Annotated in this window: 11 protein-coding genes; 5 read left to right on the plus strand and 6 right to left on the minus strand. The window is 65.6% G+C overall.

What is annotated here, in order from left to right; all coding sequences use genetic code 11:
* The first annotated feature begins 12 nt into the window (after positions 1-12).
* From AB0N81_RS10645 to AB0N81_RS10660, 4 genes are all read left to right on the plus strand, one after another.
* Complete coding sequence (locus tag AB0N81_RS10645; protein ID WP_365357402.1) at positions 13-756, plus strand: class I SAM-dependent methyltransferase; 744 nt, start codon at positions 13-15, stop codon at positions 754-756.
* A complete protein-coding gene (locus AB0N81_RS10650) occupies positions 753-1613 on the plus strand; it encodes a class I SAM-dependent methyltransferase (protein WP_365357403.1) in 861 nt (286 codons plus the stop codon). Before AB0N81_RS10645 ends, AB0N81_RS10650 begins: the two co-directional genes overlap by 4 nt.
* A gap of 25 nt (positions 1614-1638) precedes the next feature.
* Positions 1639-2517 carry a phytanoyl-CoA dioxygenase family protein gene (locus AB0N81_RS10655; RefSeq protein ID WP_365357404.1) on the plus strand — a complete coding sequence of 293 codons (879 nt, stop codon included), beginning with the start codon at positions 1639-1641 and terminating at the stop codon, positions 2515-2517.
* A gap of 514 nt (positions 2518-3031) precedes the next feature.
* A complete protein-coding gene (locus AB0N81_RS10660) occupies positions 3032-4276 on the plus strand; it encodes an IS256 family transposase (protein ID WP_365357405.1) in 1245 nt (414 codons plus the stop codon).
* Between the two features lie 484 nt (positions 4277-4760).
* Here the strand turns inward: AB0N81_RS10660 and AB0N81_RS10665 are convergent, their stop codons facing one another.
* Positions 4761-5018 carry a hypothetical protein gene (locus tag AB0N81_RS10665; RefSeq protein ID WP_365357406.1) on the minus strand — a complete coding sequence of 86 codons (258 nt, stop codon included), beginning with the start codon at positions 5016-5018 and terminating at the stop codon, positions 4761-4763.
* Positions 5019-5181: 163 nt separating this feature from the next.
* Here AB0N81_RS10665 and AB0N81_RS10670 point away from each other — a divergent pair, with 163 nt between their 5' ends.
* Positions 5182-5805, plus strand: a complete 624-nt coding sequence (locus tag AB0N81_RS10670; RefSeq protein ID WP_365357407.1) for a hypothetical protein — start codon at positions 5182-5184, stop codon at positions 5803-5805.
* Here AB0N81_RS10670 and AB0N81_RS10675 read toward each other — a convergent pair.
* The 5 genes from AB0N81_RS10675 to AB0N81_RS10695 all read right to left on the minus strand — a co-directional run bounded on the left by AB0N81_RS10675 (position 5802) and on the right by AB0N81_RS10695 (position 13120).
* Positions 5802-9407 carry an AAA family ATPase gene (locus AB0N81_RS10675; protein ID WP_365357408.1) on the minus strand — a complete coding sequence of 1202 codons (3606 nt, stop codon included), beginning with the start codon at positions 9405-9407 and terminating at the stop codon, positions 5802-5804. The genes AB0N81_RS10670 and AB0N81_RS10675 overlap by 4 nt on opposite strands.
* Positions 9407-10300 carry an S-4TM family putative pore-forming effector gene (locus AB0N81_RS10680; RefSeq protein ID WP_365357409.1) on the minus strand — a complete coding sequence of 298 codons (894 nt, stop codon included), beginning with the start codon at positions 10298-10300 and terminating at the stop codon, positions 9407-9409. The genes AB0N81_RS10675 and AB0N81_RS10680 overlap by 1 nt, the downstream gene beginning before the upstream one ends.
* A 617-nt stretch (positions 10301-10917) precedes the next feature.
* Positions 10918-11088, minus strand: coding sequence for a transposase (locus tag AB0N81_RS10685; RefSeq protein ID WP_365357410.1), 171 nt, complete (start codon positions 11086-11088; stop codon positions 10918-10920).
* Between the two features lie 449 nt (positions 11089-11537).
* Positions 11538-12926, minus strand: coding sequence for an integrase (locus tag AB0N81_RS10690; protein WP_365357411.1), 1389 nt, complete (start codon positions 12924-12926; stop codon positions 11538-11540).
* Complete coding sequence (locus AB0N81_RS10695; RefSeq protein ID WP_365357412.1) at positions 12923-13120, minus strand: helix-turn-helix domain-containing protein; 198 nt, start codon at positions 13118-13120, stop codon at positions 12923-12925. The genes AB0N81_RS10690 and AB0N81_RS10695 overlap by 4 nt, the downstream gene beginning before the upstream one ends.
* Between the last annotated feature and the right edge of the window lie 1366 nt (positions 13121-14486).

Consider the following 14486-nt stretch of genomic DNA (forward strand, 5'->3'; position numbering starts at 1 on the left):
CAGAGGAGCAGCATGCCACCGAGTCCCGATTACGCCGTGGACCTGGCCGACCACTACGACGACTGGTTCACCCCACCGACGGCCACCACCGACGCCACAGTGGCCCTGCTCGACCGGCTGGCGGCGACCGCACCGGAAGGGCCCATGCTCGAACTCGGCATCGGCACGGGGCGGGTAGCCCTTCCGCTCGCCGCGCTCGGGCACGACCTCCACGGTGTCGATGCCGCGAAGGCCATGGTCGAACAGCTCCGCGCCAAGTCCGGGGGCGCCGAGATCGCCATCAGCATCGGCGACTTCTCCGATGTGGAACACGAAGGCCGGTTCGGGGTGATCTACGTGGTCAACGGCACGTTCTTCGAGCTGACCTCCCAGGAAGCGCAGATGCACTGCCTGACACGGGCCGCGGCGCGGCTGCTGCCGGGCGGGCTCTTCGTCCTGGACGCGCATCTTCCGGAGGTCCTGGCCGCCGGAGCCGGGGCCGGTGGCCAGCCCGTCCAGACGGCCAACGGTGACCCCGTCACCCGGACCCGCCGGATCCACCCGTCGACCCAGCGCTACACCTCCGACTACGAGGTCGTCCACAACGGCGTCGTTCGACACATCCGGGTGGCCTTCCGCTACGCCTCCCCCGGCGAACTCGACCTGATGGCCGCCATGGCCGGCCTGCGACTGCGCGAGCGGTTCGGCGGCTGGTCCGGCGTCCCGTTCACCGACAGCAGCAATTACCACGTCAGCGTGTACGAGCTGCCCGCGTGAGCGCGGCGGACCTGCCCCGTGGGGCTCGCGACCCAGAGGCGTACCTGCGCGACAATCGTGAACTGTGGCGCGTGTGGACGCCGTTGAAGGCCGCGTCGGCCCAGTACAACCTGGCCGGTTTCCGGGTCGGCGGTTCCCGCATGCGCGCACTTGAGCGTGCCGAGGTCGGCGACGTGCGCGGCCGCTCGCTGCTGCACCTGCAGTGCCATGTCGGCGTCGACACACTCTCCTGGGCGCGGCTGGGTGCCCGGGTGACCGGTGTCGACTTCGCCGCCGAGGGCGTGGCGACGGCACGTTCCCTGGCCGCCGACATCGACCCGTCGGCGGTCTTCGTGGAGGCGGATGTCCTGGCGCTGCCTGCCCACCTGGACGGCCAATTCGACATCGTGTACACGTCCCACGGGGTGCTGGGCTGGCTGCCCGATCTGCGCCGTTGGGCCGAGGTCGTCGCCCACTTCATCACACCGGGCGGCTTCGTCTACGTCTTCGAGTCCCATCCAGCGGCCTGGATGCTCGACAACCGGCTCGACACAGCCGGATTACGCCTCCGCTACTCGTATTTCGGTGAGCCGGAGCCTCTTTCCTTCGAGTACCGCAGTCCGACTGCTGTACCAGACCGGGAGGTGCCGGGAGTCGAATACGCCTGGGGACACTCACTCGGCGAAATCGTCAGCGCCCTGGCGTCCGCGGGACTGACCATCGAATTCCTTCACGAATGGCCCTTCGTGGCTTGGCGGATGCTCCCCTGCATGGTGGAGCACGACGACCATTGGTGGCGACTGCCGGACGGTCTGCCGTCCATGCCGCTGTCCTTCTCTCTCCGTGCTTCCAAGCCACCCGCCGGAAAACAGGTCTGAAACAGGGAGAAGCAGCTTGCCCGCCGTGACCTCACACCGCTCACTCGACGAGCTCGATCTCCGCCACGTCCTCGACGGCCGGATCGTGGTCGTCCGGGACGGTCTCGCACAGCTCACCTCCACAGGGTCATGGACCCGGGCGGCACTGGCGGCCATCGCATCCGCCGTCTCGCCGGAGGCCGCCGAGCAGGTGTCGGAGCGAGGGTTGGAGCACATCCACACCGTCGCCGACATCGATCAGTTGCGCGCCGTCCGCGACGACCTGGACCGTCGCCTCAGGCCCGCCGCACGTCACCTGCTGCTGCGCTTCGCCGACCTGCTCCCGCCGCAAAGCCGCAAGGTGTACGTCAGCGACCACTTGGGTGTACGGATCATGCCCCCAAGGACCACTGTCCACGGCCGGGAAGAAGAACTGGATGGGTACACCGGCTTCATGATCCCGACCGGCGCTCACGTGGACTCGTGGTTCAACACAGCCGTCAATTCCGTCAACCTCTGGATGGCTCTCAGCCGGGTCCGCCGGGACAACGGCCTACTCATATGGCCCGGGGCATATCGGCGCTCGCTGCTCCACGAGGGGATACGACTGCTCCCCGACCAAGCAGTCGGCGAACCGGTGGAGGTCCAGCTCAACCCGGGTGACCTGCTGCTGTTCGCAGGCGACCATCTTCATGCCACTCGTCCCAACAGTGGGCCGGAGACCCGGTGGGTGGTCACCAAGCGCATCTGCCTCGGCCCGCCCCGCTACCACCCGCGCGCCACCGGCTGGGTTCCGTACCTCGACCCGCGCCTGCTCGGCACACCGCTTCGTCCCCTGGCACCGCTGCGGTCGGTTCTGACCGCCGGACGCGCCCGCCAACTCGTTCGTCAGACCCGCCGCCGTCTCAACTCACGCGATGGTTGAGCACCGGCGCAGCAGCCCGAGCGCAGGCGGGTGCCTCCCAAGTCAGCTGTTCGCGAAGGAGCCTTGATGTTCCGTCAGCCGTCCATGTCATGCCCGGTGGACGCCCTCTCGCTGACGGTACGGCCGGCTCAGGCAGGGCGGACCGTTGTCGGCCCTGCCGTTTCTCACACCGGAAGAGGGCGTTCATCGCTACGCGGGCGAGGGCCGTGCAGGTCCGGTCATTCCTGGGCCGTTCGGGCGCTTTCCGATACCAATGCGGGTAGCCTCGGCGGTTATCTCGTCGAGATTTTCGTGCGTCCAGCCCTCGGCGGCGTCGGTTTCGGGGCACCTCACCCGGTGGTCCGCCGACAGTCCCCGATGGTGTCCCACCGAGTGGTGTAGCCGGTCAGGGTCCTGGAACGCGCGGGTGTCTGCCCGGGGCGTACACCCGTTGTGGATGACTGCTCCCTGAACAGAGGCAGGCCATCGCGCACGTCTCCCTGGTGAACGGGCAGTTCAACCGGAGGAGCACGCGATGGCCCTGTCTCAGTCTGACCTGATGCGGCTGCTGGAGTCACTACGTACGGCGGATGGAGTCGAGCCGATCAGGGTGCTGTGCGAGCGCATCCTGCAAGAACTCATCGAGGCGGAGGCGACCGAGGCCATCGGGGCCGCCCCGCGTGAGCACTCGAGCGAGCGCACCACCTGGCGCAACGGGCACCGAGAGAGGCTGCTGACGTCGCAGGCCGGTGATCTGGACCTGAAGATCCCCAAGGTGCGGACCGGGTCGTTCTCCCCCTCGCTGCTGGAACGAAGGCGCCGGATCGACCGGGCACTGTTCGCCGTGGTGATGGAGGCGTACGTGCACGGCGTCTCGACGCGGTCGGTCGATGACCTGGTCAAAGCGTTGGGTGCGGACTCGGGGATCTCGAAGTCGGAGGTCTCAAGGATCTGCGGCGAACTCGACGAAGAACTGCTCGCCTTCAAGGAACGGCCGTTGGATCACACCGTGTTCCCCTACGTATTTCTGGACGCGACCTACTGCAAGGCCAGGGTGAACCATCGGATCGCCTCGCAGGCGGTGGTCATCGCGACCGGCAGCTCCGCCAGCGGGCACCACGAGATCCTTGGGGTGATGGTCGGCGACAGCAAGTCAAAGCCGTTCTGGACCAAGTTCCTGCGGAGTCTGCGGGCCCGCGGCCTGGAACACGTCCAGCTGGTGATCTCCGACAGCCGCAGTGGGCTGGTGGCCGCCATTCGCACCGTGTTCCTCGGTTCGGCCTGGCAACGGTGCCGCGTTCACTTCGTGCGAGACGTCTTCGGCGTCATCGAGAAGGGCTCGGCGGAGATGGTCGCGGCGACCATCCGCACCATCTTTGCGCAGACCACCGCCGAGCAGGTCCGCAGTCAGCTGGACGTCGTGGCGGACATGCTCGGACGACAGTTTCCGCGGGTCAAGTCCATGTTGCTGGAAGCAGCTGCGGACATCACGGCGTTCGCGGACTTCCCGTCGGCGCACTGGAAGAAGATCTGGAGCACGAATCCGCTGGAGCGGCTGAACCGGGAGATCAAACGCCGGGCCGACGTCGTCCAGGTCTTCCCCAACCCCGCCGCCCTCGATCGACTCGCCGCTGCAGTCCTGGCCGAACTCCACGACGAGTGGCAGGTCTTCGACCGCCGCTACCTCTCCGAAGGCTCCATGGCCGAACTCTTCACCGACAAACCGGGCCCGCAGAAGCGAAAGATCCCCGCAGAACCGGAACCACACGAGCTCGACTGACTACACCACTCGACGGGACGCCATCCCAACGTCTGCCCACACACCTCCACATGAGGCATTGACGCTGGTCAGAGCACGTATCTCGTGTGTACCAATCACGCACGAAGAGATCCGGCTCCTGAATGGACTTACGGGCCGAGAGCGCGGCATTGTGAGCATAGCCATCCCCTCCTGGCGGGGACAAACTTTGCGGGCACGGTGCGGCCGGTCATGTTCCGGTGGACTACATTGGCGACTTCTTCCAGATGTTCGACGGCGGGGCGAGCCTCTGGTGAATGTCCAGCGCAGGCGCGGTCAGACCGCGCGAGCGTGGCGCACAACGTAGGCGGTCGATAACCGGGGCAACGCGCTGATCGTCGTGGCCACGTAATTATTCGCCAGCATGTCGCCGAGTGCGCCGCGGGTCGAGCGGACCCGGGCATCTAAGCCAGGCGCCGAGGAGCGTGCTCCAGACGCGGCCAATTCCGGCGACAAGCTCTCATACTCAACGGCCGAAGAGCCTTGGCAGCAGATTGCGGCGGCGATTGACGAGGACCCTGCGTACCATTTCCTTCGGAATATCGTGGCGGCGCCGGCCGTAGTAGATCTCGGCGTACACCTCTTCCGGTGTGAATCGGGGATACTCCTCAGCAACGTTGAGGATGTATCGGGTCTTGGCCGGGTCGAGTTCGCTGTCGTCCTGTGGAGATCGGCGCCGGAGCGACCGACGGATACGGGGACCGGAATTGTCGAAGTAGACCACACACGCCTCCCCCTGACGTCGTTGAATGATCCGACGCTAGGGGGACGGAACCCCGCAGGTCCATGCCTGATCGTGCGTAACCATGACCACCTGCTGGCAGGTTCCTGCTGCGCCTTAAGCTGTCAGCTGCCGTTCCGGCCGGCAGGTCGGTGGTCACAGGGAGGTGCAGGTCACGGCAACCGTTCATGTCGCGATCTTGGACCCCTTGCCGATGTTCCGGCGTGGCGTCGCAGAATCCCTGTCGAGCCTTGGGCACTCCGTAGAAGAGCCCGCGGACGTCGAAGCTTGGTTACGCGAACATCCGGGCGGGCTGGTGCTGCTGACCCTCAATGTGGAGGAGGACTTGAACCGGCTGACCAATCTCTGCAGCCTTCGGCCCCGCCCACTCGTGATGGCGCTGCCGTCTGCTGACGACATCTCACTTGGCGCACTGGCCATGCGGACCGGCGCCCGGTCGGTGATAGCCCGTGAGGCAACGGTGTCGGCGCTGCGCCGGGCGGTGTCCGCGACCCTCGAGGGCGAAGCCGTCATGCCCGCCGATGTCGCCGGTCTCCTGGTAGCCGGCAAGGGCGGCCGGGCCCCACGCAGATCAGCTCCCTCCGCAGAGCAGATCGTCTGGTTGCGTGAGCTCGCCGAAGGCCGGACCGTGGCCGGGCTGGCCTTGGACACCGGCTACTCGGAGCGTGCCATGTACCGGCTGCTCCGAGCGCTGTACCAAGAGATCGGCGTCGGCAGCCGCTTGGAGGCCATCGTGCTGGCACACGAGAACGGCTGGTTCGAGAACTAACCGGCGGGGCCCGGCCGGATGCGCGCCAGCGTGACAAGTACCGGTTCAAGTCGCGCGTCCCCATTGGCCAAGGTCTCTACCATGAACCTCAACCGGTCGTTCAGTCCTGGCGTCCGCTCGACCGGCTCAGGCCGTGCCCGCCGGAACGCCTCCAGCGCCTTCGCGGGTGTCGCATCGTCGAGGAGGACCGAATAACATCGGGCGATTCCAGTGAAGTCCCAGGCCGCCAGGTCGTTCCTGTCCGCCTTGGTGCGATTGCTCGTTTCATCGTGGAGCTGTCGGAAGAGATCCTTCGCCGTGCCTGGGAAGCCGGAGCGGTGCGCGATGATCGCCCGCAGAGCGAGTTCCACGGTTTCCCGGCCTGCCACCCGGTACCGGGCCGACTCCTCGATCGCCTCTCGGGCCATCAGGAAATCGTCCAAGTGCACGTGAGTGAGTGCCTGTATGGCGAGTGACCGCCTCAGGTTGATCGGATCTCGGTGGCCGCGCGCTATGCGGATCGCTTGCCCGGCCGCCGATCGCGCCTCAGTGTGCTTGCCCAAATGAAGGGCAAGGTCGGCCTTCGAGTTGAGCAGATCCGCCCGGGTGGAGGGATTGGGGCGGGCCGTGATGAGATCGCTGCACCTGTCCAGCATCATCTGCGCGTTCCGGATTTCGTTCAACTCGGCGTACCAGCGCGTCAGCCGCAGCGCGGCGGCGGACGCCAGGGCGGGATCACTGTCACGGGCGGCTTCGAAAGCCGAGAGGGCGTCGGCTATCGCGCGCCGATAGTTGCCGTGCCGCTGTTGGCAATCGGCCAATCCGACCAATGCAGCGGCACGGTCGCCACCGCCGTCGTCATCGTCCTCACCTGCCAGCCCGAACGCCCAGCCGTAGCGTTCCTCGGCCTCCCCGAGGTGGTCGTGTTCCCAAAACATCATCCCCATGCCTATGTGAATGCGACGTATCGCCTCGCGGTCATGGCGCTCCTTGGCGATGTTGAGCGCGTCCTCGTAGGTTGAACGGGCGGAGGAGAGATCACCGCCGTACGAATAAATGTCCCCAAGTGCGGCGAGGTTCAACATCTCCCCTTCTCTGTCGTCCCTGAGCCTCCCCCGCACGGCTTCCCGCTGGGCACGCAACTCGCCCCCGCTCCCCCAAAGATCCACCAGTTCGGTCATCGACTCGATGACGCCGTACGCCTGTTCATGCATTCCGGCGCGAAGCCAGACATCGGCGCGCGCGAAGCGCATGTCCATGTCAGCCAGGCCACGCACGTCACCTTCGTCCTTCTGCATGCTCTGCAGCACCCTGGCCGCTTGCAGGAGGAGGTCAAGTCGCGTCGGCGGCTCGCCCTCGTCCGCCCACCGGTCCCCTCCGCCCAACCGGCTGAGGACTGCCTCGATCTCTGTCTTTCGCAAATACCGTCGACCGTCACGGAGTTCCAGCACGAGTCGGGCCGCTACGAGGGATCGCAAGGCCGACTCGACCAGCGCCGCCGGGACGTACGTCTCCAGAACGCCGATGACAGCTTCGGTGCCGACCGGGACACCGAGCGCTGCCAGGCCCTCCGCCACTCGCTGCTGTTCGGAGGGAAGTTGGTCGACGAATCGCTGCACCAAGCGTTGGTGTACCTCGCTCGGCCGCACAGAGGACAGCCACGCTCCGATCTCGTGGACCAACAGCCCCGGCGGATCGCCGCTGAGGATCGCGTGGAGCAGTTCGGCGAACCGCGGGCTGCCGGCCAGACGACCGTGGATGCGCCGCAGATCGACCTCGGGCAAGTTGGCCAAGCCATGCCTGCCGCTCGGATCCAGCATGGCGAAATACTCTCGAAACGACGGTGGTTCGAGTCCCTCGAGGTGGATCTGGGCCGCCGTCTCTGCCCACCCCACGCCCGACGTGGCTTCAGGCACATGCTGCGTCACGAAAACGACCTTGACGCAGGGGAGCGATCGACGTTGCACTGCCTCTAGTGCCAGGTCGAGTTCCGAATCACGCAGGATATGGTCGTCCTTGAGGAGGTTCTCCGCCGAGTCGATCACGATGACCGGCCGGGTGCCGCCAGGGTCCAGGCTGTCCAGGGCGATCTCCAGGCGTGCCCGTGCGGAAGGACCGGCTACCTGCCCTGACCCGGGCGGTTCGATGTCCTCGATGAGGACCGGCACGCCCAGTTCCTCGTAAGGTGTGGCGTCGTGCCAGCGGACCGCCGATGTCTCATCGTCCGGATCGGCCCAGCCCAACTCGGCGAGCACCTCGCGCACCAACGCCGTCTTGCCCATGCCCGCCGGACCGCTGACCACAATGACGGACGTGACCTGGTCGTCAAGCGCGGCGCGAAGGTGGCTCCGCTGGCCCGTGCGGTCGACGAAGACGGATCCGCTCCGCGCGGGTCGGCCATTTGTCCACGGTGCCACCGTGCCGGTCGCCTGGCTGAGCTCGCCTGCATCGAAGGGCATCGCAGTGGCGGGTGGAAGGTCCACGTGGCCGAGCAGCGATCGGGTGAGCCAGCCTGCCAACCGGGAGCACCAACGACGAGCATGCGCCGGACCGGATTTGTAAGCGCTGTGCAGCATCGCTTGAGCGAGGAGAGACACCTTCAGCTGTCGGTTCCAGAGATCCGGATCCCAACCCTTTTCGTCGACGAACCGGAGGGCGGGCTCCCGAAGCGCGTCAATGACCTTACGCACCTTCCCCGTCATACCGTCGTCAAGTTGGTCATCGCGCTTGTCGCGCTCCAGATAGGCGAGAAACGTACACCGACTGTCCGCTGAGGACTCCCCGATCTCACGCGAGCAGAGCGAGATCAACAGTGTGGCGACATCTCGGCTGAGTGGCGCCTTTTCATCGTAGGTCGCGAGGTCGATCAGCCGAAAGCCATCCGGTTCGACGATCCCGCCGTGGACGGGAACCAGGACGTTGTCCCCGTGCAGGTCGCCGTGGGTCCGGCCGACCAAATAGTCGATATCCGTCTGCGCCGCAGGCATGTTCACATCGAACAGCCGCCACGGGTTGGGCAGCGGTGTCTCCTCGTCCGGCAGGTCAAGGAAGGTAGGCGCTAGTAGGCCACGTCGTCGCGCCCAATCGCGTAACCACCCCTGGTCCTCGAAGCTTTCGCCCAGTTCGCACTTCAGCAACTCGGCCAACGTCGACCGCTCACTGTCATAATTATGGCCACTCCACTTGAAGAGCATCTCACTCCAAATCGTCCCGCAGGCACCAGCGAGATGATGGAGTTCCACCCTCCCCAGTGGAATGCCGTCGGCCTTGGACTGGCCGATGACGAGGGCGCCCTGGGGACACCGGACCGGGGGAAATGCGATATCGGTGAGATGCCGTCGACTGAATTCCACGGGTGGCTGCCGCAGCAGATCAGCATGTATCTCACTCTCCCGTCGGTGGTGCGTCGACTCCGGCGGGCAGAATTTGATCACACACCAACGCGGTTCGTACGGCTTCGTGATGTTGGCCAACTGTGCCTTCGCTAAACGGGCACCGGTGAAACCGCGAGGGAGAGCCTTGATGCCGCTACGAATCTCAAGTCCGCTATGGAACAGCGAATCGACGATCTCCGATGCGATGACGTCCCCGAACTCGAGAGCCAACTCCTCCAAGGCGGTCATCACCGAGGAAACCTCGTTTCCAACTCCTGCATCCTGATCCGAAAATCTTCCTTGTCCTGGTCGTGGTAACGCCGGAAGTACCAGGTCGGCAGGCGTGGTTGTAGTCGCCGCATCTGAAAGAGTGCGTCCTGCACCTGACGGGCGAAGCCGGTTAGCGCGGCCGGCGTAGCGATCACAGGCGAGAAGGGATCCTCGATCACAGCACGTACCAATCCAAGGATGCGCAGCCGCTCCTGGGTGCTCGCCATCTGAGTGCGGTACATCTCAAGGCACAGCAGCAACAGTCCGAGAGAGGGGACGAACCATCCGGTCACCAGCCAACTCACCGTCGCCCCCGTGGCGAGGGTGAGCACAACCCCCACAGCGGACCACAGCACCAGAACGCCCAGCATCAATTGGGCGAAGCGCAGCCTGATCCGCGACCCCCAGGCCAGATTCTGTTCCAGGCAGAAGAGCACGTCGTAGGGGGTGGCAGCACCTGCCACGAGGTAGTAGCCCCGCAGCCTGTCCTCGTCGCCGCGAAAGCGCCGACTGAGTCGGCTCACCTCGTCGTCACCGATCCGGTTCCCGACCACCACGTTGTTCCACGGCAATCCAAGCACATCGGCGTCGAACATCTCCTGAAGAGTCGCGGCGAACCGCAGGTACCGCTCAGCCCAGGGCGCCATCACCCCCTTGTAGAGCGCAGCCCAGATCGCGCCGCCCAGGGTGATGACGGTGCCGTACCGCGTGCCCACTCCGGTCAGCAGGCCGGCAACGGCCAAGGCGAGCGAGACTCCGAGGCTCAGTGCCTGCGCCCGCTGGTTGCGGAAGTGTGCCACGGCAATGGCTTTGAGCACGCGCATAGCCGCGATGCTCTCCTGCTGGTCCGAGATGGAATAGGTGCCGGTCAATGCCCCTCCCGCGTACGCAGGTTCACACAGCGAGTTTCACACGCCCGGTACCCCTGGCGGTACAGGTAAGCGCCCCCGGTGTCCAAGGATGGCCCGGGACCAACGAGTTCGCCTCCCGTCTCCGGCTGAACGACCGCGTTCTCGCCGGTGAGGCAGCGGGCCACGAGGTCGGTATCGGATCCGTTTGGGGGTCGGGGTGAATCCCCTGGCCCTGGCAGGTGCGTTGGATGATTTCGAGGTCGATACCGAGGGTGGCGGCGTGATTGATGAAGCGTTTGCGGTAGCCGCTGTCGACCTAGACTTTGCACGGGGTGGGATTGTCGGTGGCAGCCTCTCGAGGGGGGTGCAGACGGCCGTGGAGTCCTGGACGCTGGCTGCATTGACCAGCACCGCCAGCAGCAGGCCGTAGGTGTCGGTGATGATGCGGCGCTTGCGGCCCACGATCTTCTTGCCCGCGTCGGTGCGTCTGGTGGCGGGACGCTGGCGGAGGTCTGCACGCTCTACGCGTCGATCACGCAGGCCGACGGGTGCCCGTCACGCCCCTCCTGCTGACGCACCAACTCTGGCAGCAGACCGTTGAGCTGGGCGAAGATGCCGTCCCTTTGCCACGTGGCGCACTAGCCGTGCACCGACTGCCAGGGCGGGAAATCGTGCGGGAGATAGGTCGACTGACAGCCGGTGCGGTCCACATACAAGATCGCGCTCGTGATCTCGCGCAGGTCGTGCCCAGGCGGTCGGCCGAGGTCCAGGGCCCAGCCGCAGCGCTCGAAGCGCCAGTCTGCCAGCACCGTCCTGGCTGAAGGGCCATCAAGACCTCACGCCGCTCATGTGCAGTACGGCAGCCCCATCCGATAGCCAGCCCGCTCCCGATCATTGCCAAAATCTCCCCCACCCACGCCCATCCTCGCCACCCAGGACTGCCCGGACCAAGATCCGGACCGATTCCGGACCAGCCTGCGCAAAGGATCCGCGCCAACTGTCATTTCCGCTAGTCAGCAGAGGTGCAACTCCTGTACCACCAGCAGACGAAGAACCTCCTGGTGTCGTACTCGCCGAAGAAGCTCGGCTTCTTCTAGAGGCGCGAAAAAAGGCGCCTGACCTGGGCTTTTGCCGGTCAGGCGCCTTCCGCTCGGTCCGCTCAGAGGAGGGACCGATTTACGTCGTAACTACCAGTTTCTCCCACCGCCATCCCACTCCTGACCAGCTCTTCCGGTCTATTTCCGGTCCAAGTCCCGACTCACCCCGCAGGCGCCGAGCCCTGGCTGACGCGATCCCACTCCTGCATGGACTGCTCAATCAGCCGGTTGGCCTGCTCCCTGACGCCATCCAGGAACTTGGCGTAGTGCCGGAAGAGGACCTCGATGCTCTGGCCCGCGCGGCGAGCGCATTCGGCCGGGTCCACCCCGGAGTACAACCAGAACGAGATCCCGGCGTGCCGGAGGTCGTAGGGACGCTTGGCCAGACCGGAGGCGAGTTCCGTGCGGGTCAGGACATGCTTCCGTGCACGCGCCCACGTAATGCCATACGCGGACGCGTCCACGTAGTTGCCGGCCTGATTCCGGAACACCCGACCGTCCGGCGCCACGCCGAACCGTTTGATGTGCGCCCGCAGGACGCGCACGAACTTCGGCGGGATAGGCACCGGCCGGGTCGCGGTAGCCGCACGGCGCTTGAGCGAGTGCACCTCGTGCACCGCGCCGTCGTCCGTCCACTCCTTGCCCGCGGTGATGACGCCACCCGACAGGTTGAGCATCCCCCATCCGGTCTCGGGCAGATGGCACTGGTCGAGCCGAAGGTGAATCACCTCAGCCGGCCGCATGGCCGCGTAGTACATACAGCCGAAGAACGCCTCCAGGTGAGGGCCGCGCCCGCGCTGCTGAGCAACCGCCGCAAGCAGCCGGTCGACTTGGGCCGGATTGGGGACGGCAGCCGGGTCCACCTCCTCACTGACCGCCGGAGCGTTCCACCTGAGCCCGTTGAGGGGATTTTCCGCGAAGTAACCTTTCTCCACTGCGGTGTTGAGCACTTCGTTCAACGCAGCCCGCTTGCGCCGCGCCGTCTTGGCCGCAGCCGCTTTGCCGTCCAGCTTGCGACACAGGGCGTCCAGCGCCCGCCGCAGCACGTCGGCTTCCGCGAGGGCACTAACGGGCAGGGAGTTTCGCTTCAGCCAGTCCAGGGCCTTCCGCCACTCCTCGGTCGGCTCTTGGGCCCATGCGTTCTTGTTGAACGCCCACGAGTACAAGGCGCGCCGCAGCACCCGCGGCTCCGGATACGTTGCGCCAGGGTGCACCAGGGCAGGCGTGATGGTGGCGAATGCGTCGGCCAGGGTACGGCGGGTGTTTCCCGGTGTACGGTCCCACCGTTGATCGATGTATTCATGAGCAAGGTCGTACCACGTCGTCCGCTGCTTGATGGCCCGCAGCTCGGACGCCGGCAGACCCGTGTGCTCATCGAACGGCTCGCCCTCGCGCGCCGCCGTCATCAGCTTCGCATGCCGGCTCTCGGCGAGCCCGACAGTGCTGAACGATTCCGAATTCTCCCGCCCGTTGACCGTCCATCGCACCTGAAAACGACTGCGCCGACCAGGACGCTCGCGTATGTCCCAGAAACGGACGTGGTAACTCATCGCCAAGTGTCAAAATCTCTCTCGCATGCGTCCCACCAGGCATCCAGATCTGTGCGACGGCACCGTAGTTCGCCATTGGGCAGCTTGATCATGCGTGGGGCTTGCCCGCGGGCGCGCATGCGGTAGAACGCCGACGGACTCATGCGGATCTCCGCAAGAACCTCGGCCAGCTTCAGCGCAGGAGGACGAGCCATGCAATTTCACCTTCGTATTGAGAGGCTTCATGCCGAAAATCCAGGCGTGCATTGATACGCATCGCAGACCACCCGTCCTGAGAGATCCAATCCATCGTGGAGTGGCCTATAAAACGCAGCGGGGCATCGCGAATCGACACAGCGTGGGATATTCCTCACGGCACACAGTCGACCGGCCAGGTGGAGACCTGGCGTAGCAATCAACCAGCCAAAGTCATGGGCATGAAGATGCGGTCATTGATAGGGCAGCAGGCGGCAGCGTCCTATACCTCCTCGCGAATGCGTGCGGCACTGCCAACTGCGTCCGCCGCGACTCCACCGCCAAGCACAGCCGTGTGCGAACACCATCAATGCTCTGCACGATCCCCGGTTTCGCTAACCGGGGATCGCCTGCTATGTATCGCGCAGCACGAAAAGGACGTCGCCCATGGGCACCCCAGTCGTCTCCGTCAGAACGACAGCCGGTAGGACCGGAAAGCGGGGGTCGCTTTGTCCATGACGAACGTCAGAAGCTCGTCTTCGGTGAGTCGACTGAGGCTACGAGCCACCACACGCTCAAGGGTGCCAACGGCTCGGGCGACTTGTCGGGGTGCGGCTCCGGGGTGCACCGCGACGTGCGCGACAACCGCTCGATCATGACGGTAGCCCCGTTGCACCAGGTCCTCCCCGAAGAGCGCGGCCGCGCAGACGCAGAGACAGGGCGCCGTGGACAGCGCGCCATGGTCTTCTGTCTCCTGCGCGGGCCACGCGTTCAAGGCGCCGGGCGCCAACAGGCTGGGGCAGTGAAGCGAGCAGATCGGAGAGCGGGATTCGACAGACGAGGGCCTCCTTAGAACGGGTTTCGGCGGCAAGACCGAGCAGAGCGGGAGTACGGGCTCCCAAGGCGTCCGGCCTGCATACCGGTCGCCCAGAAGCCGCATCACGTCGCTGACCTGGCGTTTTCCGGGACGTTGTACGTTGACATGGTCTCGGAGGAGGTTCCAGTCCTTTGGGGGCTCTTTCCCGTCTGCCGTGGGCGAATTGGCGCCGAGCACACCGCAGGCAGCGTCTTCGCTGCCTGGCTTGTCCCCGTCTCTCGGCACCGTGGTCGAGCAACTACCCGCGCCGTGTGGATGACGGTTTACCCAGCGCTCTCCGCCAGTTGCTCTCTATCGCGGCGGAGGTTTCGCTGTTGAAGCCCGACGGCGAGTGCCGGATTGATATTGGATTCGTCACGGCCGCGTCGACAGAGCAGCCTGCGGGGCAGTCACCGCCGCGTCATCTGCCGAGCTCGATGCGCCAGAGGTACTCGGCAGCTTGGTCATCGACCAGTGCTGCAAGACGGCAGCGCTGGCTCGGTGTTCTTCGCGTTCGAGCCCGGCACCCC

The sequence above is a fragment of the Streptomyces sp. NPDC093510 genome, from assembly GCF_040683555.1.
Lineage (GTDB): Bacteria > Actinomycetota > Actinomycetes > Streptomycetales > Streptomycetaceae > Streptomyces.

What these genes read in the sequence shown, in the direction of transcription:
- AB0N81_RS10645 (WP_365357402.1), top strand. Translation starts at nt 13, where the DNA reads ATGCCACCGAGTCCCGATTACGCCGTGGACCTGGCCGACCACTACGAC.
- AB0N81_RS10660 (WP_365357405.1), top strand. Translation starts at nt 3,032, where the DNA reads ATGGCCCTGTCTCAGTCTGACCTGATGCGGCTGCTGGAGTCACTACGT.
- AB0N81_RS10675 (WP_365357408.1), bottom strand. Translation starts at nt 9,407, where the DNA reads ATGACCGCCTTGGAGGAGTTGGCTCTCGAGTTCGGGGACGTCATCGCA.
- AB0N81_RS10690 (WP_365357411.1), bottom strand. Translation starts at nt 12,926, where the DNA reads ATGAGTTACCACGTCCGTTTCTGGGACATACGCGAGCGTCCTGGTCGG.
- AB0N81_RS10695 (WP_365357412.1), bottom strand. Translation starts at nt 13,120, where the DNA reads ATGGCTCGTCCTCCTGCGCTGAAGCTGGCCGAGGTTCTTGCGGAGATC.